Here is a 24,488-nt window from a genome sequence, read left to right as displayed (position 1 = left end):
CCCCGCTGACCCGGCGGCTTGTAATCCGTTGTTCCGTGTCAGTGGAGGCGCATTATAGGGAGTTATTTCAGGCTGACAAGTTAAAAATACAAAAAACTTATCAAGCGATTACTTTTCAATCAATAGTTCAATTTTCGCCTGGTTTTTAAACAAAAACGAGCCCCGTAGGGCTCGTTTATTGTCGTTTTGTGACTTACTGCACTGCCACAATACGATCGTCATTCACTTCCAGGCGAATCGTTTTGCCTGGAATCAGCTCACCAGACAGGATTTGCTGCGCCAGAGGGTTTTCGATCTGTTGTTGGATAGCGCGTTTTAATGGACGTGCGCCATACACCGGATCGTAACCATTCGCACTCAGTAGCTTAAGCGCCTCGTCAGAGATATGGATTTCATAGCCACGCTCTTCCAGACGTTTGTACAGACGCTGCAGTTGGATCTGAGCGATAGAAGCAATGTGCTGCTCACCCAACGGATGGAATACAACAACCTCATCTATACGGTTGATGAATTCCGGGCGGAAGTTATGGCTCACGACGCCCAGCACCATATCCTTCATGTGGCCGTAATCCAGCTCACCAAAGCGTTCCTGAATCAGATCCGACCCCAGGTTCGAGGTCATGATGACAACCGTATTACGGAAATCGACCGTTCTCCCCTGCCCGTCAGTCAGACGACCATCGTCAAGCACCTGCAACAGAATGTTGAATACATCCGGGTGCGCTTTCTCCACTTCATCCAGCAGGATGACAGAGTAAGGACGACGACGTACCGCTTCCGTCAGGTACCCCCCCTCTTCATAACCGACATATCCCGGAGGCGCGCCAACCAGACGAGACACCGAGTGTTTCTCCATAAACTCGGACATATCGATACGCACCATTGCATCATCACTGTCGAACATAAAGTTTGCCAGCGCTTTGCACAGCTCAGTTTTACCGACACCGGTTGGGCCAAGGAACAGGAATGAGCCAATCGGACGATTCGGATCGGACAAGCCCGCGCGGCTACGACGGATGGCGTTAGAAACGGCTTCCACCGCTTCATTCTGGCCAATCACGCGGCTGTGCAGCTCCTGCTCCATACGCAACAGTTTTTCCCGTTCGCCTTCCAGCATGCGAGCAACAGGGATCCCGGTCCAGCGCGCCAGCACTTCCGCAATTTCTGCGTCCGTGACTTTGTTACGCAGCAGACGCATGGTTTTGCCTTCAGACTGGGTGGCTGCTTCCAGCTGTTTTTCCAGTTCAGGAATTTTGCCGTACTGCAATTCAGACATCCGCGCCAGGTCGCCGACGCGACGCGCCTGTTCGATGGCAATTTTTGCCTGCTCCAGCTCAGCCTTGATAGTTTGCGTTCCCGAGAGGGATGCTTTTTCAGCTTTCCACTCTTCTTCCAACTCAGAATACTGGCGCTCTTTGTCGTCCAGCTCTTCGTTGAGCATATCGAGACGTTTTTTACTCGCCTCATCAGACTCTTTCATTAATGCCTGCTGTTCCAGTTTGAGCTGGATAATACGGCGGTCGAGCCTGTCGAGTTCCTCCGGCTTGGAGTCAATCTGCATACGAATGCTGGATGCCGCCTCATCAATAAGGTCGATAGCTTTATCCGGCAACTGACGATCGGCAATGTAGCGGTGAGACAGCGTTGCTGCCGCAACAATCGCCGGGTCAGTAATCTGCACATGGTGGTGCAGCTCATAACGCTCTTTCAGGCCGCGCAGAATCGCGATGGTATCTTCAACGCTTGGCTCAGCCACAAACACTTTCTGGAAACGACGTTCCAGCGCCGCATCTTTTTCGATGTACTGGCGATATTCATCAAGCGTTGTTGCGCCTACGCAGTGCAGTTCCCCACGCGCCAGCGCCGGTTTCAGCATGTTCCCGGCATCCATGGCGCCATCGGCTTTACCTGCACCTACCATGGTATGCAGCTCATCAATAAACAGAATGACATTGCCTTCCTGTTTCGAGAGATCGTTCAGCACACCTTTTAAGCGTTCTTCAAACTCACCACGATATTTAGCCCCAGCCACCAGCGCGCCCATATCCAACGCCAGCACGCGGCGGCCTTTTAAGCCTTCCGGCACTTCACCATTGATGATACGTTGGGCCAGACCTTCCACGATAGCGGTTTTACCGACACCGGGTTCCCCGATTAACACCGGGTTATTTTTAGTACGACGTTGCAGCACCTGAATGGTGCGGCGAATTTCTTCATCACGCCCGATTACCGGATCGAGTTTGCCCTGTTCGGCACGTTCGGTCAGATCGACGGTATATTTTTTCAAGGCCTGACGTTGGTCTTCAGCCCCCTGATCATTCACGCTTTCACCTCCACGCATTTGTTCAATTGCCTGAGTGATATTGGCGGTCGAAGCACCTGCTGATTTTAATAAGTCGGTCAGCGTACCGCGTGACTCAAGCGCCGCCAGAACGAACAGTTCTGACGAAATAAAGTTGTCCCCACGTTTTTGCGCCAGCTTGTCGCAAAGATTCAGTACACGCACCAGATCCTGAGAAGGCTGAACGTCACCGCCGGTACCTTCTACCTGCGGCAACCGGCTCAACGCCTGGTCTATGGCTGTACGTAACTGGCCAGCATTAATGCCGGCAGACGTTAATAAAGGACGTACCGATCCCCCTTCCTGATTCAGCAAGGCGCTCATTAGATGAAGTGGTTCGATGAATTGATTGTCGTGCCCCAATGCGAGTGACTGGGCATCGGCAAGAGCAAGCTGGAATTTATTAGTAAGACGATCCAGACGCATAACTCCTCCCATAACAGGCCAAAATTGCTACTGGAGATTAAATGAGGTCATCCCTCAATTATTCAAGGTGAATGACCTGAATTATGTGAAAAGAAAATTACGCGTACCGGATCGTCTTGATTCTTTAGGTTATATCAGCCAAATAAAACTTGCCATACGACCCGTGGTATTGTCGCGACGATAAGAGAAGAACGTCTCACTTTCGCTGAAGGTGCAGCGGTCGCCGCCGTGGACGTTCTCTACGCCGACATTTGCCAGCCGCTGGCGCGCAAGCTGATAAATATTCGCCAGGTATTTGTCGCCATGCGGTACAAATGCAAGGTCCGCTTGCGGATCTTTCGCCATGAACGCTGCGCGAACTTCTGGCCCCACTTCAAACGCGTTCGGGCCAATCGCCGGGCCTAACCAGGCAATAATGTTTTCAGGTTTATCGGCAAAACACGCTACCGTCTCTTCCAGTACGCCGGCGCATAATCCGCGCCAACCCGCATGTGCCGCCGCGACTTCCGTTCCCGCGCGATTACAAAACAGCACCGGCAGACAATCGGCCGTCATCACCGCACAGACGGTGCCCGGCGTGTTGCTGTATGAAGCATCTGCACGTTTGGAGGCGTAAGGCCCGCCGGTCAGTTTCAGGACATCCTTACCGTGGACCTGCTCCAGCCAGACAGGCTTTGACGGCAGATTGCCCGCAGCAAACAGTCGTTTGCGGTTCTCTTCAACATGCTCCGGGTTATCGCCGCAATGGGCGCCCAGATTCAGCGAATCGTAAGGCGGCATACTGACACCGCCAATACGGGTAGAACTACACGCCGCAACACCTTGCGGTATCGGCCACTGCGGGACAATTAGCTTACTCATAGCCAGGCAATATCATCCTTATGTTCTTCGAAATCAGCGCGCATCACTGCAATCAATTGCACCATATCTTGTGGTATAGGCGCGTGCCATTCCATTTCGATACCGGAAATTGGGTGATACAGGCGCAGCATAGTCGCGTGCAGCGCCTGGCGGTCAAATTTACGCAGCACGGAGATAAATTCGTCTGAAGCGCCTTTCGGTGGACGCGGACGGCCGCCGTAGACCTGATCGCCTACCAGCGGATGGGTGATATGCGCCATATGCACGCGGATCTGGTGCGTACGTCCGGTTTCCAGACGCAACCGCAGACGCGTGTGCACACGGAAGTGTTCCATAATGCGATAGTGCGTCACCGCCGGTTTACCCATTGGATGCACCGCCATGTGCGTACGTTTGGTCGGGTGACGGCTAATCGGTTCCTCAACGGTTCCGCCTGCCGTCATGTGACCAATCGCCACGGCTTCGTACTCACGAGTGATTTCACGCAGCTGCAGCGACTCCACCAGACGTGTTTGCGCCGGAACGGTCTTTGCCACCACCATTAATCCGGTCGTGTCTTTATCCAGACGATGTACGATACCCGCACGAGGAACATCCGCGATTGGCGGATAGTAATGCAGCAACGCATTCAATACCGTACCATCAGGATTCCCGGCGCCCGGATGCACTACGAGGTCACGGGGTTTGTTGATGACAAGAATATCGTCATCTTCATAAACGATATCCAGTGGGATATCCTGAGGCTCAAAACGAACCTCTTCATCAATTTCTGCATTGATGGAGACGCGCTCTCCGCCCAACACTTTTTCTTTCGGTTTATCGCAAAGATTGCCATTTACCAGTACGCGCTGGTCGAGGATCCATTCTTTTATGCGCGATCGCGAATAATCAGGGAACAATTCGGCCAAAGCCTGATCTAAGCGTTGACCGAGCTGATTTTCGGAGACTGTTGCGGTGAGTTCTACTCGTTGTGCCATAAACTGCTTCTTCGTTTAACGTTGGGTTTTACGGCTTTGCCGTTTAATATAGTGTGCTATTGTAGCTGGTCTTAACCGGGAGCAGGAACAGAGAATCTCCCGTAAAACATTTTGAGGAAAGTCAAAACGTCATGACGCGCATGAAATATCTGGTGGCAGCAGCCACGTTGAGCCTGTTTTTGGCGGGTTGCTCTGGTTCAAAGGAAGAGGTGCCCGATAATCCGCCAAATGAAATCTACGCGACTGCTCAGCAAAAGCTGCAGGACGGTAACTGGAAACAGGCAATAACGCAATTGGAAGCGTTGGATAACCGTTATCCATTTGGACCGTATTCTCAGCAGGTGCAATTAGATCTCATCTACGCCTACTACAAAAACGCCGATCTGCCACTTGCTCAGGCTGCCATCGATCGTTTTATCCGTCTTAACCCGACACACCCTAACATTGATTATGTCATGTATATGCGTGGCCTGACCAATATGGCGTTGGATGATAGCGCACTGCAAGGATTCTTTGGTGTTGATCGCAGCGATCGCGATCCGCAACATGCCCGAGCTGCGTTTAATGACTTTTCCAAGCTGGTACGTGGCTATCCGAACAGCCAGTACACCACTGACGCCACTAAACGTCTGGTGTTCCTGAAAGATCGTCTGGCGAAGTATGAATATTCCGTTGCGGAATATTACACTGCCCGCGGTGCATGGGTTGCCGTGGTAAACCGTGTGGAAGGCATGCTGCGTGACTTCCCTGATACTCAGGCAACACGTAATGCTCTGCCGTTGATGGAAAACGCTTATCGCCAGATGCAGATGAATGCGCAGGCAGAAAAAGTAGCAAAAATTATTGCCGCCAACAGCAGCAACACCTGATTTACCTCAGAATGCAAAACGGCAGCCCAACGGCTGCCGTTTTTTTATCCATTAACGTCATCACTGAAGCGGTTTAGCTTCGACGCATCTCATCAAATATGGCCTGCTTTCAGGTATTCCTCAAGTAAAAAATCGCTTGTTCCTGCGATGCCTCACAAAAAGGTTTTCTTGACAAAAAGCGACAAAATAATGTGATTTAGATCACACATTTTGACATTAGGAACGGTATGCTGGAATCACCAAGACGGGAAAGACAAGAGGTAAAATTTATGACAATGAACATTACCAGTAAACAAATGGAAATTACTCCGGCAATTCGCCAGCATGTCGCAGACCGTCTCGCCAAACTAGAAAAATGGCAAACTCATCTGATTAATCCACATATCATTCTGTCTAAGGAGCCACAGGGTTTCATTGCTGATGCCACCATCAATACACCGAACGGACATCTGGTCGCCAGCGCAAAACACGAGGATATGTACACCGCAATTAACGATTTGATCAACAAGCTGGAACGGCAGCTCAATAAAGTGCAGCACAAAGGCGAAGCCCGTCGTGCCACAACTTCAGTCAAAGACGCCAACTTCGTCGAAGCAGAAGAAGAGTAGTCCCTTACATTGAGTGTATCGCCAACGCGCCTTCGGGCGCGTTTTTTGTTGACAGGGTGAAAACAGTACGGGTACTTTACTGACGTAGCCAAAGGAAAATTACATGAAACTTATCCCGTTCTTCTTCGCATTCTTTTTTACCTTCCCCTGAATGGGAGGCGTTTCGTCGTGTGATAAAGAATGCGAAGACGAACAATAAGGCCTCCCAAAACGGGGGGCCTTTTTTATTGATAACAAGAAAGGCAACACTATGACATCGGAAAACCCATTGCTGGCGCTGCGCGATAAGATCAGCACGCTGGATGAAAAATTACTGGCCCTGCTGGCTGAGCGACGTGGACTGGCCGTAGAAGTTGGCAAAGCTAAACTGCTTTCTCATCGTCCGGTTCGTGATATCGACCGTGAACGTGATCTGTTGGACCGACTCATTCAGCTTGGCAAAGCACATCATCTCGATGCTCACTACATTACTCGCCTGTTCCAGCTCATCATCGAAGACTCCGTCCTGACTCAACAGGCACTGCTGCAGCAGCATCTGAACAAAATTAACCCGCACTCGGCGCGCGTAGCTTTCCTCGGACCAAAAGGGTCATATTCCCATCTCGCCGCACGTCAGTATGCTGCCCGTCATTTTGAGCAATTTATTGAAAGCGGCTGCGCGAAATTTGCCGATATCTTTAATCAGGTTGAAACCGGACAAGCTGACTACGCAGTGGTTCCGATTGAAAACACCAGTTCCGGTGGGATTAACGACGTTTACGACCTGCTACAGCACACCAGCCTGTCTATCGTTGGCGAAATGACCATTACGATAGACCACTGTGTCCTGGTGTCTGGCACGACGGATCTCGAGACCATTGAAACGGTATATAGCCATCCGCAGCCGTTCCAGCAGTGCAGCAAGTTCCTGGGTCGTTACCCACACTGGAAGATTGAGTACACCGAAAGCACCTCTGCGGCGATGGAAAAAGTTGCGCAGGCTAACTCACCCCGCGTGGCGGCGCTGGGGAGCGAAGCCGGAGGCGTACTGTATGGTTTGCAGGTGCTTGAACACATTGAAGCTAACCAGACGCAAAACATCACCCGCTTCGTGGTACTGGCGCGCAAAGCAATCAATGTTTCCGACCAGGTTCCGGCGAAAACAACGCTGCTGATGGCGACAGGACAACAAGCCGGTGCACTGGTTGAAGCGCTGCTGGTACTGCGTAACCATAATCTGATTATGACTAAACTGGAGTCACGCCCAATTCACGGCAATCCGTGGGAAGAGATGTTTTATCTTGATATCCAGGCCAACCTGGAATCCCCGCAGATGCAAAAAGCGTTGAAGGAGTTGGGTGAGATTACGCGTTCGATGAAAGTACTGGGCTGCTATCCGAGCGAGAACGTGGTGCCGGTGGATCCGAGCTGACAATCTTAATTTTCCGGATGGCGCTACGCTTATCCGGCCTACAATTCATGCGACTTTTGTAGGCCAGAAAAGGCGAAGCCGCCATCCGACATCTTACTTAAGGACGGCTGTCATTCGCCTGGCGCAACAAAGTACGGCTTTCACTCTGGAAGCGTTTGGCATAATCGCCGAACCAGTGCTCCACCTTACGGAAGCTGTCGATAAACGCTTGCTTATCGCCCTGCTCCAGTAAACCGATCGCCTCGCCAAAACGTTGGTAGTAGCGTTTGATCAGCGCAAGGTTGCTCTCAGACGACATAATGATATCGGCATAGAGCTGCGGATCCTGGGCAAACAAACGTCCGACCATCGCCAGCTCAAGGCGGTAAATCGGAGAAGATAGCGCCAGCAACTGCTCAAGCTGAACATTCTCTTCCGCTAAATGCAGACCATAAGCAAAGGTCGCAAAGTGACGCAATGCCTGAATAAACGCCATATTCTGGTCATGTTCAACGGCGCTGATCCGATGCAGACGCGCGCCCCACACCTGAATCTGTTCCAGAAACCACTGATAAGCTTCCGGCTGGCGTCCGTCACACCAGACAACGACCTGCTTGGCCAGACTGCCGCTATCCGGACCAAACATTGGGTGTAATCCCACCACCGGGCCGTCGTGCGCCGCCAGCATCGCCTGCAAAGGACCGTTTTTCACCGAAGCCAGATCCACCAGAATACAGTCGGACGGCAGACGCGGTAATTTGGCGATCACCTGCTCGGTGACGTGGATCGGCACACTGACGATCACCATGCCGGCATCAGAGACGATCTCCGGCGCGCGATCCCAGTCCTGCTGTTCCAGGATCCGTACCTGATAACCTGACAGGGTGAGCATTTTTTCAAACAGACGCCCCATCTGACCGCCGCCGCCGACAATCACCACCGGTCGCAGAGAAGGACAGAGCGTTTTAAACCCTTTATCGTTCTCACTGGAATAAGATTCGCGCATAACACGGCGCAGCACATCTTCAATCAGGTCCGGCGGCACGCCAAGTGCTTCCGCTTCCGCCCGGCGGGAGGCCAGCATAGAGGCTTCCCGTTCCGGCACGTAGATTGGCAGTCCAAAGCGGCTTTTTACTTCACCGACTTCGGCAACCAGCTCCAGGCGGCGTGCCAGTAAATCCAGCAGCGCCTTGTCGACTTCATCAATTTGATCGCGTAATGCGGTCAATTCAGCAACCATAACCAACCTCTTATGCTACACGCGCCGACAGCTGGCCGTTTAAATCCTGGCTAATTTCACGCAGTAGCGCATCCGTCATTTCCCAGCTAATGCAGGCATCGGTTACGGACACGCCGTATTTCATTTCGCTGCGCGGCTGTTCAGAGGACTGGTTGCCTTCGTGAATATTACTTTCAATCATCAACCCAATGATCGAGCGATTGCCATCTTTGATTTGTGCAATCACGGATTCAGCCACGGCAGGCTGACGGCGGTAATCTTTATTGGAATTACCATGACTGCAATCTACCATCAGAGAAGGTCGTAGTCCCGCCTGCTCCATCTCTTTTTCGCACTGGGCGACATCTGCCGGGCTGTAGTTCGGCGCTTTACCCCCGCGCAGGATCACGTGACCGTCTGGATTTCCCTGAGTTTGCAGCAGCGCAACCTGCCCGGCCTGGTTAATACCAACAAAGCGGTGTGACTGTGCCGCCGCGCGCATGGCGTTAATAGCGGTCGCCAGGCTACCGTCGGTACCGTTCTTAAAGCCAACCGGCATCGAAAGACCGGAAGCCATTTCGCGGTGGGTTTGCGATTCCGTGGTTCGGGCACCGATTGCAGACCAGCTAAACAGATCGCCCAGGTATTGCGGGCTATTTGGATCAAGCGCTTCAGTTGCCAGCGGTAGTCCCATATTCACCAGTTCAAGCAGCAGCTGACGCGCAATTTTCAGGCCTGCTTCAACATCAAAAGAGCCATCCATATGAGGATCGTTAATTAACCCTTTCCAGCCGACGGTGGTACGGGGTTTTTCAAAATAGACGCGCATCACCAGGTAGAGGCTATCGCTGACCTCTGCGGCAAGGGCTTTAAATCGACGAGCGTACTCAATAGCCATTTCAGGATCGTGAATGGAGCACGGGCCACATACCACCAACAGACGCGGATCGCGACCGGAGATAATATCTGAAATGGTTTTACGCGACTGGGAGATTTGCGCTTCTTGCGCCTGGCTCAACGGGAATTCAGCTTTCAGCTGCTCCGGAGTCATCAGAACCTGTTCGTCGGTAATATGTACGTTGTTCAGCGCGTCTTTTTGCATGATGGTGATCCTGTTTAGCTCGTTTGCGATAGTTGATCCTCAGCGAGGAGGAGATAACGATAACATAATGGGTAAAGATTTCAATCCACAATCCGTAAATTTTAATTTACAACATGCAATTTAAAGCCAAAATCAGCCATCACGAATGTACACTTAAATTTACACCAACCAATATTCAGATCCGCTATGCTTACAAAAACGAAGGAGTACAGGCAATGAAGCAATTCATCAGCACCTTATTTCTATTATTTATTAGCGGATGCCAGATAGATCCCTATACCCACGCCCCAACCTGGACGGGTACCGACTGGTACGATGCTGGGATACAAGATGCCATTTCGGGGTATGCCGTTAAAGATAATGAAACTCTTGCCGACAACTACAATGACCCTGAAGTCGATCGTACGAAATATCTTAAGGGTTACGCCGAGGGACAACGTAAAACCTGCCAGCAGGATTTTGTTTATGCCAGGGGTTTGACCGGGAAAACCTTTCCCGCAAGTTGTGATACGGTCGAAAATGTTGACCAGTTACACAGCGCCTGGCAAAAAGGGGCAACCGAAGGTGCTGCCTCAATAAGATTAAACTAAACAATAGGTTATATTTTATTAATCACTAAGATTTTACTTAAATCATCTGTAGCTTTATCCCTGGCATAATGACGGCTTAGGAAAATAATGTTATTTTGTCCTAAACAATCTTGAATGTATTTCGACGTTTTACGGCAAACGCTGGTAGGTAACTATTCATGAGCTATTCTTACCGACTCATACTTCTACTGGCACTGCTCCTGACCGGATTACCGCTGTACGCCCAAAGCGTTACGGAAGAAGCGAAATCTGTACGCGCTATGGTTTCCGGCATCGTCAGTTATACACGTTGGCCCGCACTGTCCGGGCCCCCCAAACTGTGTATTTTCTCTTCATCGCGTTTTTCCAGTGTACTGAAAGATACCAGTGCTGGTGCATTACCCTATCTTCCCGTCATCATTCGTACGGAACAAGAAATATTAGTTTCGCAGTGTGACGGTTTTTATTTTGGAAAAGAATCCCCTACTTATCAGGTGGAATTAAAGAATAAATATCCGTCTAAGGCATTGCTATTAATTGCTGAACAGAATCCCGAATGCGTTATTGGCAGCGCTTTTTGCCTCATAATTAAAGATGAAGATGTGAGATTTTCCGTAAATATGGATTCCCTTTCACGCAGCGGCGTAAGGGTCAGTCCAGACGTATTGATGCTTGCACGGAATAATAAGCATGGATAAGGACCATTCTCCCATAACACGCCCGACGTTTAAGCGGACATTGCGGCGTATCAGCATAATCAGCGTTCTGGTAACCATGACGCTGATCTGGCTGCTGCTCAGCATATCTTCCGTGCTGGCATTGAGGCAGTATGCGCAAAAGAACCTGGATCTGACCGCAGCAACCATGACCCGCACGCTTGAAGCAGCGCTCGTCTTTTCTGATAGTGTCGCGGCAACTGAAACGCTGGCGGCGCTGGGCCAACAGGGGCAATTTTCCGTTGCAGAAGTACGTAATAAAAACCAGAAGGTAATCGCCACCTGGCGCTATAACGCGCAGGATACGACCGAAAAAATCAGCGGTATGATCAGCCACTGGCTGTTCCCACAACCGGTTACTCAGCCGATCTTGCATAATGGCAACGTCATCGGCGAAGTACGATTGACTGCGCGCGATAGCGTTATCAGTCATTTCATTTATTTGTCACTGGCCGTTCTTACCGGGTGCATTCTGTTAGCGTCTGGCATTGCATTAATGCTCACTCGCTATTTACATAATGGCGTCGTGGAAGCTCTGCAAAATATCACCGAGGTGGTACATGATGTTCGTACCAACCGTAATTTTTCACGACGCGTTTCAGAAGAGCGCATTGAAGAGTTTCATCTTTTTGCCCAGGACTTTAATAGTCTGCTGGACGAGATGGAAGAGTGGCAGCTGCGACTGCAGGCAAAAAACGCCCAGCTTTTGCGTACCGCTCTACACGATCCTCTGACGGGTCTGGCGAATCGTGCCGCATTTCGTAGCAGTATTAACGCCCTGATGAATGACGATGCCGCGCACAGCAGTTCCGCATTGTTATTTCTTGATGGTGATAATTTTAAATTTATAAATGATACCTGGGGCCACGCAGCGGGGGATCGGGTCCTGATTGAAGTGGCAAAAAGGCTGTCCGAGTTTGGTGGAACTCGACATCACCCATACAGGCTTGGCGGCGATGAGTTCGCTATGGTGCTGTACAGCGTTCACTCTGAATACGAAGTTCAGCGGATCTGCGCGGCACTGTCACAAGAGTTTAACCGACCTTTTGACCTGCATAATGGTCATCTGGCAAGCATGACACTCAGCATTGGTTTTGCGCTGACGTGGGAACACGCCTCTGCCGAGAAATTACAAGAACTTGCCGATCAAAATATGTATCAGGCCAAAAATTTGCGTGCTGAACGCATTATTAAAAAATAAGGAATTACACACATGCTAAAACGTCTATTGTCGCCGCTTCTTCTGCTTTTACTGGTTTTGGCAGGCTGTCAGGCACCTCAGGGAAAATTTACCCCAGAGCAAATTGCAGCCATGAAATCGTACGGATTTACTGAAGCTTCCGGAGACTGGTCTCTTGGCCTGTCTGACAACATTCTGTTTGACAAAAACGACTATAAGCTCCGTCCTGAAAGCGAAAAGCAGATCCAGGAAATGGCATCCAAACTGGCTGCTACCGGGCTTAACCATGCGCGCCTGGATGGTCATACCGATAACTACGGCGAAGACAGCTACAACGAAGCGCTGTCGCTCAAACGCGCGAATGTGGTTGCCGATGCCTGGGCAAAGGGCGCCAACATCCCCCGCACCAACCTGACAACCCAGGGCCTCGGGAAGAAATACCCGATCGCCAGTAACCAGACCTCAAAAGGTCGTGCTGAAAACCGCCGCGTTGCGGTCGTGATCGCGACACCATAATCACTCCCCACTGGCTGCGCACCGCGCAGTCATTCCATTGCCATAAAGAACAAAAGAGTAAATGTCGGGATAAAAAAAGGGCCAGCCTTTCGGCCAGCCCTTTTCTAACAGGATGTCGCTTGCGCGAATCTTAGTTAAGACGCTCTTTGATACGAGCAGACTTACCAGTGCGCTCACGCAGGTAGTACAGTTTAGCTTTACGAACAGCACCACGACGTTTAACAGCAATGCTGTCAACTACCGGAGAGTGAGTCTGGAAGACACGCTCAACGCCTTCGCCGTTGGAAATTTTACGAACAGTGAATGCAGAGTGCAGACCGCGGTTACGAATAGCGATAACCACGCCCTCGAATGCCTGCAGACGTTTTTTGGAACCTTCAACAACCCATACTTTCACTTCCACGGTATCACCCGGACGGAAGGAAGGTACGTCCTGCTTCATCTGTTCTTGTTCAAGTTGCTTAATAATGTTGCTCATAATTTAATCTCTTATCCTGGGTAAACTGATATTGGGGGCTTACGCCTGCCCATCATGTTTATGTTGCTGTTGCGCGTGTTCCTTTTTGAACTCCGCCAGCAACCTTGCTTGCTCTTCAGTCAGAGCCAGGTTTTCCAGAAGTTCAGGTCTTCTAAGCCAGGTCCGGCCCAACGACTGCTTCAAACGCCAGCGACGTATCTCAGCGTGGTTCCCCGACAGTAACACCGCCGGTACTTCCATCTGCTCTAACACTTCAGGTCGGGTATAGTGCGGGCAATCCAGCAACCCATCAGCAAACGAATCTTCGATTGCCGAAGCCTCATGACCCAGAACTCCCGGAATAAACCGGGAAACGGAGTCGATCAGCGTCATTGCCGGTAACTCACCACCGCTGAGTACGTAATCGCCGATTGACCATTCTTCGTCAATTTCGGTTTGAATCACGCGCTCATCTATTCCTTCATAGCGACCACATACCAGAATCAGCTTTTGATTCGTGGCCAGTTCGCTAACGCCCGCTTGATCAAGCTTGCGTCCCTGAGGTGACAGATAAATCACCTTTGCGCCTTCACCAGCCGCAGCTTTTGCTGCATGAATGGCGTCCCGTAAAGGTTGCACCATCATTAACATCCCCGGTCCGCCGCCGTAAGGACGATCGTCCACGGTACGGTGCCGGTCATGAGTAAAGTCACGAGGACTCCAGCTCTGGATGTTCAGCAGGCCATTTTTTACTGCCCGGCCAGTTACCCCGTAATCGGTAATTGCGCGGAACATTTCTGGAAACAGGCTAACGATACCTATAAACACAAGCCAATCCCCATAACGCCGACTTTTACCGTTTATCCGGTGGTTTAAAAACCAGGATCCCAATCTACTTCGATAGTACGAGTAGCGAGATCGACTTTCTTGATAACCTGCCCATCGAGGAACGGTACAAGACGTTCCTTGATACCAAACGCATCTTTCAGGTTTGCCTTGATGACGATGACGTCATTCGAACCGGTTTCCATCATATCGACAACTTTACCGAGATCGTAGCCTTCAGTGGTCACTACCTGGCAGCCCATAAGGTCTTTCCAGTAATAGGAACCATCTTCCAGCGCTGGCAACTGCGAGGAATCCACGACAATTTCGCAATTAGTCAGTAGATTCGCCGAATCACGATCGTCAACGCCTTTCAGCTTGATGATCAGATCCTGATTGTGGTGCTTCCAGCTTTCCAGCTGTACTTGCTGCCACTGACCCGCCTTCTGGATAAACCAGGGCTGATAGTCAAAAATGCTTTCGGCGTCTTCAGTGGAAGAAAACACTCTGAGCCAACCACGGATACCGTAAGAAGACCCCATTTTCCCCAAAACGATGGGTTCTACAGGAGCCTGTGCGGCGAGTTGCTTGCTCATCATGACCACCGTGACAGATTAAGCTGCTTTGTTTGCTGCTTTGATCAGCGTAGCTACGCGATCAGAAATAGTCGCGCCCTGGCCAACCCAGTGAGCGATGCGATCCAGATCCAGGCGAGTGCCTTCTTCTTTTTCGCTAGCGATTGGGTTAAAGAAGCCAACGCGCTCGATGAAGCGACCGTTGCGTGCATTACGGCTGTCGGTAACAACAACCTGGTAGAACGGACGCTTTTTAGCGCCGTGACGAGCTAAACGAATAGTAACCATAACATCCTCTTGTGTGAATAAAACACCCAGGCCCCATCGAGGAACGGAGCCCGGGTGTCATATTAAAAGCCCGAAAATTTTACTGATTTCTGGGAAAAAAGCAATCAACATGTGATGAAGCTTTATACCAGGGCGTTACCGTTGCAGCCAGTTTGGCGTCGGCGCGCGCGCAGAAAGCGGAGCGTACACACAGTACGTGAGCATTTCGAGCACACTCCGGCGTCAAAATGGCAAATAAGGTAGCCCGATATATTTATCTACCGGGGAAGCCTGGTGGCATCATCCCCTTCATACCACGCATCATCTTCGCCATTCCGCCTTTCTTCATTTTCTTCATCATGCGCTGCATGTCGTCGAACTGTTTCAGAAGGCGGTTTACGTCCTGTACCTGCATACCGCAACCGGCAGCAATACGGCGTTTACGGGAACCTTTGATGATTTCCGGCTTAGCGCGTTCTTTCATCGTCATCGAGTTGATGATGGCTTCCATACGCACCAACACTTTATCGTCCATCTGCGATTTCACGTTGTCAGGAATCTGACCCATGCCCGGCAGCTTGCCCATCAGGCTTGCCATGCCGCCCATGTTTTTCATCTGGTTGAGCTGCTCAAGGAAATCGTTGAGATCGAAGCCATCGCCTTTTTTCAGCTTGCTGGCTAATTTCTCTGCCTGCGCGCGGTCAACCTTGCTTTCGATATCTTCGATCAGCGACAGCACGTCGCCCATGCCGAGAATACGTGAAGCAATCCTGTCCGGGTGGAACGGCTCCAGCGCTTCGGTTTTCTCGCCGACGCCGAGGAATTTAATCGGCTTGCCAGTGATATGACGAATAGAGAGCGCCGCACCGCCACGAGCATCACCATCAACTTTAGTCAGCACCACACCGGTTAACGGCAGCGCTTCGTTAAAGGCTTTTGCCGTATTCGCGGCATCCTGACCGGTCATCGCGTCGACCACAAACAGCGTTTCTACCGGCTTGATCGAAGCGTGGACCTGTTTGATTTCGTCCATCATCGCTTCATCAACGTGCAGACGACCGGCGGTATCCACCAGCAGCACATCGTAGAATTTGAGTTTGGCTTCTTTCAGCGCGGCGTTAACGATATCGACCGGCTTCTGACCGACATCTGACGGGAAGAAGTCGACACCAACCTGCTCGGCCAGCGTTTCCAGCTGTTTGATCGCCGCCGGGCGATACACGTCCGCGGAGACCACCAGCACTTTCTTCTTGTGCTTCTCGCGCAGGAATTTACCCAGCTTACCGACGCTGGTCGTTTTACCCGCACCCTGCAGGCCCGCCATCAGTACCACGGCTGGTGGCTGCGCTGCCAGATTCAGGGTCTGGTTTTCTTCGCCCATTGCCGCAACCAGTTCGTTACGGACAATCTTGACGAACTCCTGACCCGGCGTCAGGCTTTTGTTAACTTCATGACCAACCGCTTTCTCTTTTACGCGATTGATAAACTCACGCACTACTGGCAGCGCTACGTCAGCCTCCAGCAGCGCCATGCGCACTTCGCGCAGCGTCTCTTTAACGTTGTCTTCAGTAAGGCGTCCACGGCCACTGATATTGCGCAGCGTGCGCGACAAACGGTCGGTTAAATTATCAAACATTGTCTCTCGCCTGGGGTGGAAACGGTCGGTCGCGACAGCGACACATCAACAGAAATTTGTCGCAGTATAACATGAAGCCGCCTTTGTTGTTATGCAACGGTTGGAGCAGCGGTCACGTAACGCTATACTGCTTTTCTTTATCACTGGCCAACTGTCGACACCTATATGCCCGTTTTTGCTCTGCTTGCCCTTGTCGCCTACTCAGTCAGCCTCGCGCTGATTATTCCCGCTCTGCTGCAAAAAAACAGCGGCTGGCGGCGTATGGCTATTTTCTCTGCGGCCGTCGCGCTGGTAAGCCATGCTATCGCCCTGGAAGCGCGTATTCTGCCCGGCGGTGAAAGCGGACAAAACCTGAGTCTGTTGAACGTCGGCTCGCTGGTTAGCCTGATGATTTGTACGGTAATGACCATCGTCGCTTCCCGTAATCGTGGCTGGCTATTGCTGCCCATTGTCTACGCCTTTGCGCTGATAAACCTTGCCTTCGCCACGTTTATGCCTAACGAGTTCATCACTCATCTCGAGGCTACGCCGGGCATGATGATTCACATCGGGCTATCGTTGTTCGCTTACGCCACGCTGATTATCGCCGCGCTCTATGCGCTACAGCTGGCATGGATCGATTACCAACTGAAAAACAAAAAACTGGCCTTCAGCAATGAGATGCCGCCGCTGATGAGTATTGAGCGGAAAATGTTTCATATCACCCAAATTGGCGTGGTTCTGCTGACGCTCACCCTGTGCACTGGCCTGTTTTACATGCATAACCTGTTCAGTACCGAGAACATTGATAAAGCCGTTCTCTCTATCGTGGCATGGTTTGTCTATATCGTTCTGTTGTGGGGGCATTACCATGAAGGCTGGCGCGGACGTCGCGTCGTATGGTTTAACGTCGCAGGCGCAGTCATTCTGACGCTGGCCTATTTCGGCAGCCGTATACTGCAGCAGTTCGTGAGTTAAATCTTTAAGGAACCCTACGTGGAACACATCTCCACCACCACGCTCATTGTCACGCTTCTCATCATGGTGGTCATTTCCGCCTATTTTTCCGGTTCTGAAACCGGAATGATGACCCTGAATCGCTACCGTCTACGTCATCGGGCCAAGCAGGGAAATCGTCAGGCAAAACGCGTTGAAAAGTTACTTCGCAAGCCGGATCGCCTGATAAGCCTGGTGCTCATCGGTAATAATCTGGTGAATATTCTGGCCTCCGCGCTCGGCACCATTGTCGGTATGCGCCTGTATGGCGATGCAGGCGTCGCCATTGCCACCGGGGTACTGACGTTTGTAGTACTGGTTTTTGCCGAAGTATTACCAAAGACCATCGCCGCGCTGTATCCGGAAAAAGTCGCCTATCCAAGCAGCGTCCTGCTGGCTCCCCTGCAGATTCTGATGATGCCCTTGGTATGGCTACTCAACACCATCACGCGGCTGCTGATGCGCATGATGGGCATCAAAACGGATATCGTAGTGAGCGGTTCGCTGAGTAAAGATGAGCTACGAACGCTGGTGAATGAATCGCGCTCGCAAATCTCACGCCGTAACCAGGATATGCTGCTGTCAGTGCTGGATCTGGAAAAAGTCAGCGTCGATGACATCATGATCCCGCGTAACGAAATCATCGGCATTGATATTAACGATGACTGGAAGTCAATCGTGCGTCAGCTTTCGCACTCCCCGCACGGCCGTATTGTGCTTTATCGCGACTCGCTGGACGACGCCATCAGCATGCTGCGCGTACGTGAAGCCTGGCGATTGATGGCCGAGAAAAAAGAGTTCACTAAAGAGACCATGTTACGCGCCGCCGACGAGATATATTACGTACCGGAAGGCACGCCGCTCAGCACCCAGCTCATTAAGTTTCAGCGAAATAAGAAGAAAGTGGGATTGGTCGTCAATGAATATGGCGATATTCAGGGGCTGGTCACGGTCGAGGATATTCTGGAAGAAATTGTCGGCGATTTCACCACCTCAATGTCACCCACGCTTGCCGAAGAGGTAACGCCACAGAATGATGGCTCGGTGATCATTGACGGCAGCGCCAACGTTCGTGAAATCAATAAGGCGTTTAACTGGCATCTGCCGGAAGATGACGCACGTACCGTAAACGGTATTATTCTTGAAGCGCTGGAAGAGATCCCGGTGGCCGGCACGCGTGTGCGTATTGGGCAGTACGATATCGATATTCTCGACGTGCAGGACAATATGATTAAACAGGTGCAGGTATTGCCGGTCAAGCCGCTACGAGAAAGCGTGTCGGACCAGTGAGCGTAATTCAGGCCGGGTAGCGCGTGAGCATTACCCGACCTGAAGGCTGATTAGCCTTTGGCTTTCGCCACAGAGACCATCGCGGCGCGGATGGTACGTCCGTTCAGGGTATAGCCTTTTTGCATTACCATCAGCACATTCCCGGCAGCAACCTCGTCAGACTCTACCATTGCAATTGCCTGGTGCACATTCGGGTCCATCGGCACATCGATATCCGCAACCACCTGTACGCCAAACTTCGCCACGACATCCAGCATTGACTTACGGGTCAGCTCAATACCTTCAACCATCGCCGCCATAGCGTCATTATCTTTGTCCGCCACTTCCAGCGCACGGTCCAGACTATCCAGCACCGGCAGCAATTCGTTGACGAATTTTTCCAGCGCAAACTTATGCGCTTTTTCTACGTCAAGTTCGGTACGACGACGCAGGTTTTCCATTTCCGCTTTGATACGCAACACGCTGTCGCGCTCGCGAGTTTCGGCTTCAGCAAGCTGAGCTTCAAGATTCGCAATTTTTTCATCGCGCGGATCCACCTGCTCAGCAGAAGCGTCCGATTCAACCGCCTCAACTTCTTCGTGCTGATCCATGATAATTTCTTCCGGGGCTTGCCCCTCAGGCGTTTTCTGTTCTTTACTACTCATGAATTTCTCCGCGTTTTTTTTCGCATTCATCTCGCTAACTTGGCTTATTATGGGGATCAGATTCAGGGATTCAAGGGAAGTACTCACATTGTCACTAATCTTCGTTACAAGGACCTCGAGAAAATGAACAAACATTTCAAGTGTATTGGCATTGTGGGGCATCCACGTCACCCCACTGCACTGACCACACATGAAATGCTCTACCGCTGGCTGTGCGCCAAAGGTTATGAGGTTATCGTTGAGCAACAAATCGCCCACGAGCTACAGCTGAAAAATGTGAAAACCGGTACGCTCGCAGAGATTGGCCAGCAGGCAGACCTCGCCGTGGTCGTCGGCGGCGACGGCAATATGCTGGGCGCCGCACGCACTCTGGCACGTTATGACATCAAGGTTATTGGCATTAACCGCGGCAACCTTGGTTTCCTGACCGATCTTGACCCAGACAATGCCCAACAGCAGCTAGCTGACGTGCTGGAAGGCCACTACATCAGCGAAAAGCGCTTTTTACTCGAAGCCCAGGTATGCCAACAGGATTGCCAGAAGCGCATTAGCACTGCGATCAATGAAGTTGTGCTGCACCCCGGGAAAGTGGCGCACATGATTGAATTCGAAGTCTATATCGATGAAATCTTTGCCTTCTCTCAACGTTCAGATGGGTTGATTATCTCCACACCAACTGGTTCTACCGCCTACTCGCTCTCTGCCGGAGGCCCAATTCTGACACCTTCTCTGGATGCCATTACGCTGGTTCCGATGTTTCCGCATACGCTTTCCGCGCGACCGCTGGTGATCAACAGTAGCAGCACTATACGCCTGCGTTTTTCTCATCGCCGGAACGATCTCGAGATCAGCTGTGACAGCCAAATAGCCCTGCCTATACAGGAAGGTGAAGACGTATTGATTCGCCGCTGTGATTATCATCTGAACCTGATACATCCAAAAGATTACAGCTATTTCAACACATTAAGTACAAAACTAGGCTGGTCAAAAAAATTATTCTAATTTAACGCTAACCTCTTTACTGTATAAAAAACCAGTTTATACTGTATGTAATTACAGTTATGGTTTTTCATACAGGAAAACAGCTATGTTGGCACAACTGACCATCAGCAATTTCGCTATCGTTCGTGAACTTGAGATCGATTTCCAGAACGGAATGACCGTTATTACCGGTGAGACCGGTGCGGGTAAATCCATTGCCATTGATGCTCTCGGTTTATGTCTGGGCGGACGCGCAGACGCCGACATGGTGCGTGCAGGCGCCACGCGAGCCGACCTCTGCGCCCGTTTTGCCTTAAAAGATACCCCCGCAGCTCTGCGCTGGCTGGAAGAGAACCAGCTTGAGGAAGGCCGTGAGTGTCTACTGCGTCGCGTTATCAGCAGCGACGGCCGCTCTCGTGGCTTTATTAACGGTACCGCCGTTCCATTGTCGCAGTTGCGCGAACTGGGCCAGTTACTTATTCAAATCCACGGTCAGCATGCACATCAGCTCCTGACTAAATCAGAACACCAAAAATCCCTGCTGGACGGTTACGCCAATGAAGCGTCCCTGACTCAAGAAATGGCTGCGCGCTACCAGTTGTGGCACCAAAGCTGTCGTGACCTGGCGCATCATCAACAACAAAGTCAGGAACGCGCAGCCCGGGCGGAACTATTGCAATACCAGTTAAAGGAACTGAACGAATTCAACCCGCAGCCGGGCGAATTTGAGCAAATTGATGAAGAGTACAAGCGTCTGGCTAACAGCGGGCAATTGCTCACCACCAGCCAGCAGGCGCTGGCTATCCTGGCGGATGGTGAAGACATCAATTTGCAAAGCCAACTGTACACCGCAAAGCACCTGGTTACTGAACTGGCAGGCATGGACGGCAAGCTTTCCGGTATTCTGGATATGCTGGAAGAGGCCACTATCCAGCTCAGCGAAGCCAGTGACGAGCTGCGCCACTATTGCGATCGTCTGGATTTAGACCCTAATCGTTTGTTCGAACTTGAGCAGCGCATTTCCAAACAAATCTCGCTGGCGCGTAAGCATCATGTTGCCCCTGAAGCGCTGCCACAGTTCTATCAGTCATTGCTGGATGAACAACAGCAACTGGACGATCAGGCCGACTCGCTCGAAACTTTAACCCTGGCGGTGAACAATCACCATTTGCAGGCGTTGGAAACGGCAAAAATGCTGCACCAGCAGCGCCAGCATTATGCTCAGGAGCTGGGACAACTTATTACAGAGAGCATGCATGCTCTCTCGATGCCGCACGGTGTCTTTTGCATTGATGTGAAATTTGAGGAGCACCATCTGAGCGCAGACGGAGCCGATCGCGTTGAGTTTAAAGTGACGACTAACCCGGGTCAGCCGTTACAGCCAATTGCGAAAGTGGCTTCCGGCGGGGAGCTGTCGCGTATTGCGCTGGCGATTCAGGTCATTACCGCACGTAAAATGGAAACTCCGGCGCTGATTTTCGATGAAGTGGACGTGGGTATCAGCGGCCCAACTGCTGCGGTGGTGGGCAAAATGCTGCGTCAGTTAGGCGAGTCAACTCAGGTAATGTGTGTGACTCACCTGCCGCAGGTTGCTGGCTGTGGTCATCAACACTTCTACGTCAGTAAAGAAACGGATGGCGCGATGACCGAAACACACATGCAGCCGCTTGATAAACGCGCTCGCCTGCAGGAATTAGCCCGTCTGCTTGGCGGTAGCGAAGTGACGCGCAATACCCTCGCAAATGCAAAAGAACTGCTGGCGGCATAAACTTTTTTACCTTGTGAAGGTCTGAGTTCAACATAAAATCGCCGACCGACCCGACAGCAAAAGGTTTTAAAGTGGTGAAAGGTCTATTATCATCGGCATATTACATATGAGCCGCGTACTGCTCGGGCCCGAAAAGGAATCAAATCACTATGCGCTGTAAAACGCTGACTGCTGCTGCAGCAGTACTACTGATGTTGACTGCAGGCTGTTCCACTCTGGAGCGAGTGGTTTACCGCCCTGACATCAACCAGGGGAATTATCTGACACCGACCGATGTCGCCAAAGTGCGCACGGGTATGACGCAACAACAGGTTGCTTATGCTCTGGGTACGCCAATGATGTCCGATCCTTTTGGCACTAACACCTGGTTTTATGTGTTCCGTCAGCAGCCTGGACATGAAGGCGTAACCCAGCAAACGCTGACGCTGACCTTTAACAGCAGCGGCGTATTGACCAACATTGATAACAAACCCGCTCTGACCGACAACAAGTAGGTTTGAAGATCAAAAAAAGGTGCTCAATGAGCACCTTTTTTATTGTCTGTTATTTTTTGGCGGATTTCTCTGCTCGCTGTCTGCGCAGCTCTTTTGGATCAGCAATCAGTGGCCGGTAAATTTCCACCCGATCGCCGTCATGCAGAACATCAGCAAGCTTTACCGGACGGCTGTAGATGCCCACTTTATTTTTACTGAGATCGATATCGGTTCGTAACTCCAGCAGCCCGGAAGCGCGGATAGCCTCTTCCACTGTTGCACCCTGCTGCAGCGTTACGCGCTGTAAATACTGTTTCTCAGGCAGCGCGTACGCCACTTCAACGACAATTTTAGCCGACGCTGACACTGTAAACCTCTTTCGCGCGAACCGTGAAGGCTTGCACCATATTTGAAGCCAGTTCTTTAAAGATACGGCCAAACGCCAGCTCGATTAACTTATTGGTAAACTCAAAATCGAGATGAAATTCAATACGACACGCTTCATGACTCAGTGGCGTAAACTTCCAGCCGCCAATCAGTTTCTTGAACGGTCCATCGACCAGATGCATCAGGATGCTCTGGTTACTGGTCAGTTGATTGCGCGTGGTGAATGTTTTGCTAATCCCGGCTTTCGAAACATCCACAGCGGCCGTCATTTGTCCCGGAGTCGACTCCAGGACGCGGCTACCAGTGCAACCCGGCAAAAACTGGGGATAGGATTTAACATCATTCACTAACTGATACATCTGTTCCGCACTGTAAGGTACTAAAGCGGTCCGGCTAATCTGAGGCATAACAATTCCCATCAATATCAATCACACAAATAATACCATTTATCACCTGCTAAAAAAAACGCTATAGCCTAACTCGTGCTAAGATAGCGCCTTGCGCCCCGCTGGATGAAATGGGGTGTTTTTCGATTCCAGATTACCTATACTGAGCGGCATTATGACGAAGAAAAAAGCACACAAACCTGGCTCAGCCACAATCGCGCTGAACAAGCGCGCACGACACGAATACTTTATTGAAGAAGAGTTCGAAGCTGGACTCGCCCTGCAAGGTTGGGAAGTCAAATCCCTGCGCGCGGGTAAAGCTAACATCGGCGACAGCTATGTCATTCTCAAAGACGGCGAAGCGTTCCTGTTTGGCGCCAACTTCACGCCGATGGCGGTGGCCTCAACACACGTGGTCTGCGATCCCACCCGTACCCGTAAGCTGTTGTTAAACCAGCGTGAGCTCGACTCTCTGTATGGTCGTATGAATCGTGATGGTTATACCGTCGTTGCGCTTTCGCTGTACTGGAAAAACGCCTGGTGCAAAGTGAAAATTGGCGTCGCGAAAGGTAAGAAACAGCACGATAAGCGTTCCGATGTGAAAGAACGCGAATGGCAGGTAGATAAAGCGCGTATTATGAAAAATGCTGGCCGCTAAACGAAACTTCCCTGTGACCAGTCTCTCATTCTGAGGCTGGTTCTTATTTTTTAGTTATTGAAACCCACCCAATACATTCACCAGGTTTATAGTTTATTTGTGCTGAATCGTTCAGGTATGAAATAAACCTCCCTGACGTTACGATAGCAGTCCATAGTCTAATAAAATAAAAGTTCAAGACCATTACGCTCATATTTTTACTTATTTAATAACACTATTATTACTGGTGTTTATTATATTAATGCGTATCCACACTAAAATAAAAACCATAAAATACAATGTGTTATAATAACAGCGATCGTTAAAAGCATACTGGAAAGTATCCTTTTCAAATCACTAAATACTTTTCTAATATGGATAAGTTGCAGAATACTATCTTTCTGACTATATCA

Annotated in this window: 27 protein-coding genes and 1 other annotated feature; of the genes, 14 read left to right on the top strand and 13 right to left on the bottom strand. The window is 50.8% G+C overall.

Annotated elements, in window-relative coordinates:
* Nucleotides 1-193: 193 nt before the first annotated feature.
* The 3 genes from clpB to rluD all read right to left on the bottom strand — a co-directional run bounded on the left by clpB (nucleotide 194) and on the right by rluD (nucleotide 4,605).
* Complete coding sequence (clpB, locus tag OGV77_RS17245) at nucleotides 194-2,767, bottom strand: ATP-dependent chaperone ClpB (RefSeq protein ID WP_043017231.1); 2,574 nt, start codon at nucleotides 2,765-2,767, stop codon at nucleotides 194-196.
* A 129-nt stretch (nucleotides 2,768-2,896) separates the two neighbouring features.
* The gene (yfiH, locus tag OGV77_RS17240) at nucleotides 2,897-3,628 is read right to left on the bottom strand and encodes a purine nucleoside phosphorylase YfiH (protein ID WP_080626219.1); all 732 of its coding nucleotides are present in this window, start codon (nucleotides 3,626-3,628) and stop codon (nucleotides 2,897-2,899) included.
* Nucleotides 3,625-4,605, bottom strand: a complete 981-nt coding sequence (gene rluD, locus OGV77_RS17235; protein ID WP_043017233.1) for a 23S rRNA pseudouridine(1911/1915/1917) synthase RluD — start codon at nucleotides 4,603-4,605, stop codon at nucleotides 3,625-3,627. The genes yfiH and rluD overlap by 4 nt, the downstream gene beginning before the upstream one ends.
* 131 nt (nucleotides 4,606-4,736) lie before the next feature.
* Here rluD and bamD point away from each other — a divergent pair, with 131 nt between their 5' ends.
* From bamD to pheA, 4 genes are all read left to right on the top strand, one after another.
* Complete coding sequence (gene bamD / locus OGV77_RS17230; protein WP_043017234.1) at nucleotides 4,737-5,474, top strand: outer membrane protein assembly factor BamD; 738 nt, start codon at nucleotides 4,737-4,739, stop codon at nucleotides 5,472-5,474.
* Between the two features lie 269 nt (nucleotides 5,475-5,743).
* Nucleotides 5,744-6,082 carry a ribosome-associated translation inhibitor RaiA gene (raiA, locus tag OGV77_RS17225; protein WP_003031244.1) on the top strand — a complete coding sequence of 113 codons (339 nt, stop codon included), beginning with the start codon at nucleotides 5,744-5,746 and terminating at the stop codon, nucleotides 6,080-6,082.
* Between the two features lie 102 nt (nucleotides 6,083-6,184).
* Nucleotides 6,185-6,310, top strand: a sequence feature (Phe leader region).
* The gene (pheL, locus tag OGV77_RS17220; protein ID WP_101706155.1) at nucleotides 6,186-6,233 is read left to right on the top strand and encodes a pheA operon leader peptide PheL; all 48 of its coding nucleotides are present in this window, start codon (nucleotides 6,186-6,188) and stop codon (nucleotides 6,231-6,233) included. (Overlaps the previous feature by 48 nt.)
* A 22-nt stretch (nucleotides 6,311-6,332) precedes the next feature.
* Entirely contained in the window at nucleotides 6,333-7,493 is a 1,161-nt protein-coding gene (gene pheA / locus OGV77_RS17215) for a bifunctional chorismate mutase/prephenate dehydratase (protein ID WP_075145815.1), read from the top strand.
* A gap of 97 nt (nucleotides 7,494-7,590) precedes the next feature.
* On the opposite strand, the gene tyrA is transcribed toward pheA, so the two are convergent.
* Nucleotides 7,591-8,712 carry a bifunctional chorismate mutase/prephenate dehydrogenase gene (tyrA, locus tag OGV77_RS17210; protein ID WP_003826456.1) on the bottom strand — a complete coding sequence of 374 codons (1,122 nt, stop codon included), beginning with the start codon at nucleotides 8,710-8,712 and terminating at the stop codon, nucleotides 7,591-7,593.
* A gap of 10 nt (nucleotides 8,713-8,722) precedes the next feature.
* A complete protein-coding gene (gene aroF, locus OGV77_RS17205; protein ID WP_016154067.1) occupies nucleotides 8,723-9,793 on the bottom strand; it encodes a 3-deoxy-7-phosphoheptulonate synthase AroF in 1,071 nt (356 codons plus the stop codon).
* A gap of 215 nt (nucleotides 9,794-10,008) precedes the next feature.
* Between aroF and OGV77_RS17200 the strand changes: the two genes are divergently transcribed.
* From OGV77_RS17200 to OGV77_RS17185, 4 genes are all read left to right on the top strand, one after another.
* Nucleotides 10,009-10,383, top strand: coding sequence for a DUF2799 domain-containing protein (locus OGV77_RS17200; RefSeq protein WP_043017971.1), 375 nt, complete (start codon nucleotides 10,009-10,011; stop codon nucleotides 10,381-10,383).
* Nucleotides 10,384-10,541: 158 nt separating this feature from the next.
* Entirely contained in the window at nucleotides 10,542-11,060 is a 519-nt protein-coding gene (gene yfiR, locus OGV77_RS17195; RefSeq protein WP_047409405.1) for a regulatory sequestration protein YfiR, read from the top strand.
* Entirely contained in the window at nucleotides 11,053-12,279 is a 1,227-nt protein-coding gene (dgcN, locus tag OGV77_RS17190) for a diguanylate cyclase DgcN/YfiN (protein WP_087050830.1), read from the top strand. The genes yfiR and dgcN overlap by 8 nt, the downstream gene beginning before the upstream one ends.
* Before the next feature lie 12 nt (nucleotides 12,280-12,291).
* The gene (locus tag OGV77_RS17185) at nucleotides 12,292-12,774 is read left to right on the top strand and encodes an OmpA family protein (protein WP_075145813.1); all 483 of its coding nucleotides are present in this window, start codon (nucleotides 12,292-12,294) and stop codon (nucleotides 12,772-12,774) included.
* Between the two features lie 130 nt (nucleotides 12,775-12,904).
* Here the strand turns inward: OGV77_RS17185 and rplS are convergent, their stop codons facing one another.
* The 5 genes from rplS to ffh form a co-directional block, all read right to left on the bottom strand.
* Nucleotides 12,905-13,252, bottom strand: coding sequence for a 50S ribosomal protein L19 (gene rplS, locus OGV77_RS17180; protein ID WP_002914145.1), 348 nt, complete (start codon nucleotides 13,250-13,252; stop codon nucleotides 12,905-12,907).
* A 39-nt stretch (nucleotides 13,253-13,291) separates the two neighbouring features.
* Nucleotides 13,292-14,059: a tRNA (guanosine(37)-N1)-methyltransferase TrmD gene (gene trmD, locus OGV77_RS17175; RefSeq protein ID WP_003031232.1), complete on the bottom strand. Its 768-nt coding sequence runs from the start codon at nucleotides 14,057-14,059 to the stop codon at nucleotides 13,292-13,294.
* A gap of 44 nt (nucleotides 14,060-14,103) precedes the next feature.
* Nucleotides 14,104-14,652 carry a ribosome maturation factor RimM gene (gene rimM / locus OGV77_RS17170; RefSeq protein ID WP_003031230.1) on the bottom strand — a complete coding sequence of 183 codons (549 nt, stop codon included), beginning with the start codon at nucleotides 14,650-14,652 and terminating at the stop codon, nucleotides 14,104-14,106.
* Nucleotides 14,653-14,670: 18 nt separating this feature from the next.
* Nucleotides 14,671-14,919, bottom strand: coding sequence for a 30S ribosomal protein S16 (rpsP, locus tag OGV77_RS17165; protein WP_003031228.1), 249 nt, complete (start codon nucleotides 14,917-14,919; stop codon nucleotides 14,671-14,673).
* A 253-nt stretch (nucleotides 14,920-15,172) separates the two neighbouring features.
* The gene (gene ffh / locus OGV77_RS17160; RefSeq protein ID WP_003031226.1) at nucleotides 15,173-16,534 is read right to left on the bottom strand and encodes a signal recognition particle protein; all 1,362 of its coding nucleotides are present in this window, start codon (nucleotides 16,532-16,534) and stop codon (nucleotides 15,173-15,175) included.
* 165 nt (nucleotides 16,535-16,699) lie between these two features.
* Here ffh and OGV77_RS17155 point away from each other — a divergent pair, with 165 nt between their 5' ends.
* Entirely contained in the window at nucleotides 16,700-17,491 is a 792-nt protein-coding gene (locus tag OGV77_RS17155; RefSeq protein ID WP_043017239.1) for a cytochrome C assembly family protein, read from the top strand.
* 18 nt (nucleotides 17,492-17,509) lie between these two features.
* Nucleotides 17,510-18,799 (top strand): HlyC/CorC family transporter, encoded by a 1,290-nt coding sequence (locus tag OGV77_RS17150; protein ID WP_008324538.1) that lies wholly within the window; start codon nucleotides 17,510-17,512, stop codon nucleotides 18,797-18,799.
* A 50-nt stretch (nucleotides 18,800-18,849) separates the two neighbouring features.
* Here the strand turns inward: OGV77_RS17150 and grpE are convergent, their stop codons facing one another.
* Nucleotides 18,850-19,443, bottom strand: a complete 594-nt coding sequence (grpE, locus tag OGV77_RS17145; protein ID WP_043017972.1) for a nucleotide exchange factor GrpE — start codon at nucleotides 19,441-19,443, stop codon at nucleotides 18,850-18,852.
* 123 nt (nucleotides 19,444-19,566) lie between these two features.
* On the opposite strand from grpE, the gene nadK reads away from it, so the two are divergent.
* From nadK to bamE, 3 genes are all read left to right on the top strand, one after another.
* Nucleotides 19,567-20,445, top strand: a complete 879-nt coding sequence (nadK, locus tag OGV77_RS17140) for an NAD(+) kinase (RefSeq protein ID WP_032944608.1) — start codon at nucleotides 19,567-19,569, stop codon at nucleotides 20,443-20,445.
* Between the two features lie 85 nt (nucleotides 20,446-20,530).
* On the top strand, nucleotides 20,531-22,192 hold the full coding sequence (gene recN / locus OGV77_RS17135) for a DNA repair protein RecN (protein ID WP_043017240.1): 1,662 nt from the start codon (nucleotides 20,531-20,533) through the stop codon (nucleotides 22,190-22,192).
* Nucleotides 22,193-22,341: 149 nt separating this feature from the next.
* Nucleotides 22,342-22,686, top strand: a complete 345-nt coding sequence (gene bamE / locus OGV77_RS17130; protein WP_003826401.1) for an outer membrane protein assembly factor BamE — start codon at nucleotides 22,342-22,344, stop codon at nucleotides 22,684-22,686.
* 49 nt (nucleotides 22,687-22,735) lie between these two features.
* Here the strand turns inward: bamE and OGV77_RS17125 are convergent, their stop codons facing one another.
* On the bottom strand, nucleotides 22,736-23,032 hold the full coding sequence (locus OGV77_RS17125; protein ID WP_003839823.1) for an RnfH family protein: 297 nt from the start codon (nucleotides 23,030-23,032) through the stop codon (nucleotides 22,736-22,738).
* Complete coding sequence (gene ratA, locus OGV77_RS17120; RefSeq protein ID WP_003031213.1) at nucleotides 23,016-23,459, bottom strand: type II toxin-antitoxin system toxin RatA; 444 nt, start codon at nucleotides 23,457-23,459, stop codon at nucleotides 23,016-23,018. The genes OGV77_RS17125 and ratA overlap by 17 nt, the downstream gene beginning before the upstream one ends.
* Before the next feature lie 154 nt (nucleotides 23,460-23,613).
* On the opposite strand from ratA, the gene smpB reads away from it, so the two are divergent.
* On the top strand, nucleotides 23,614-24,096 hold the full coding sequence (gene smpB / locus OGV77_RS17115; protein ID WP_043017973.1) for an SsrA-binding protein SmpB: 483 nt from the start codon (nucleotides 23,614-23,616) through the stop codon (nucleotides 24,094-24,096).
* Nucleotides 24,097-24,488: the final 392 nt, after the last annotated feature.

It is taken from the genome of Citrobacter sp. Ce129 (genome assembly GCF_030334545.1).
GTDB classification, from domain to species: Bacteria; Pseudomonadota; Gammaproteobacteria; order Enterobacterales; family Enterobacteriaceae; genus Citrobacter; species Citrobacter europaeus.
This window is presented reverse-complemented; position numbering and strand designations above follow the sequence as displayed.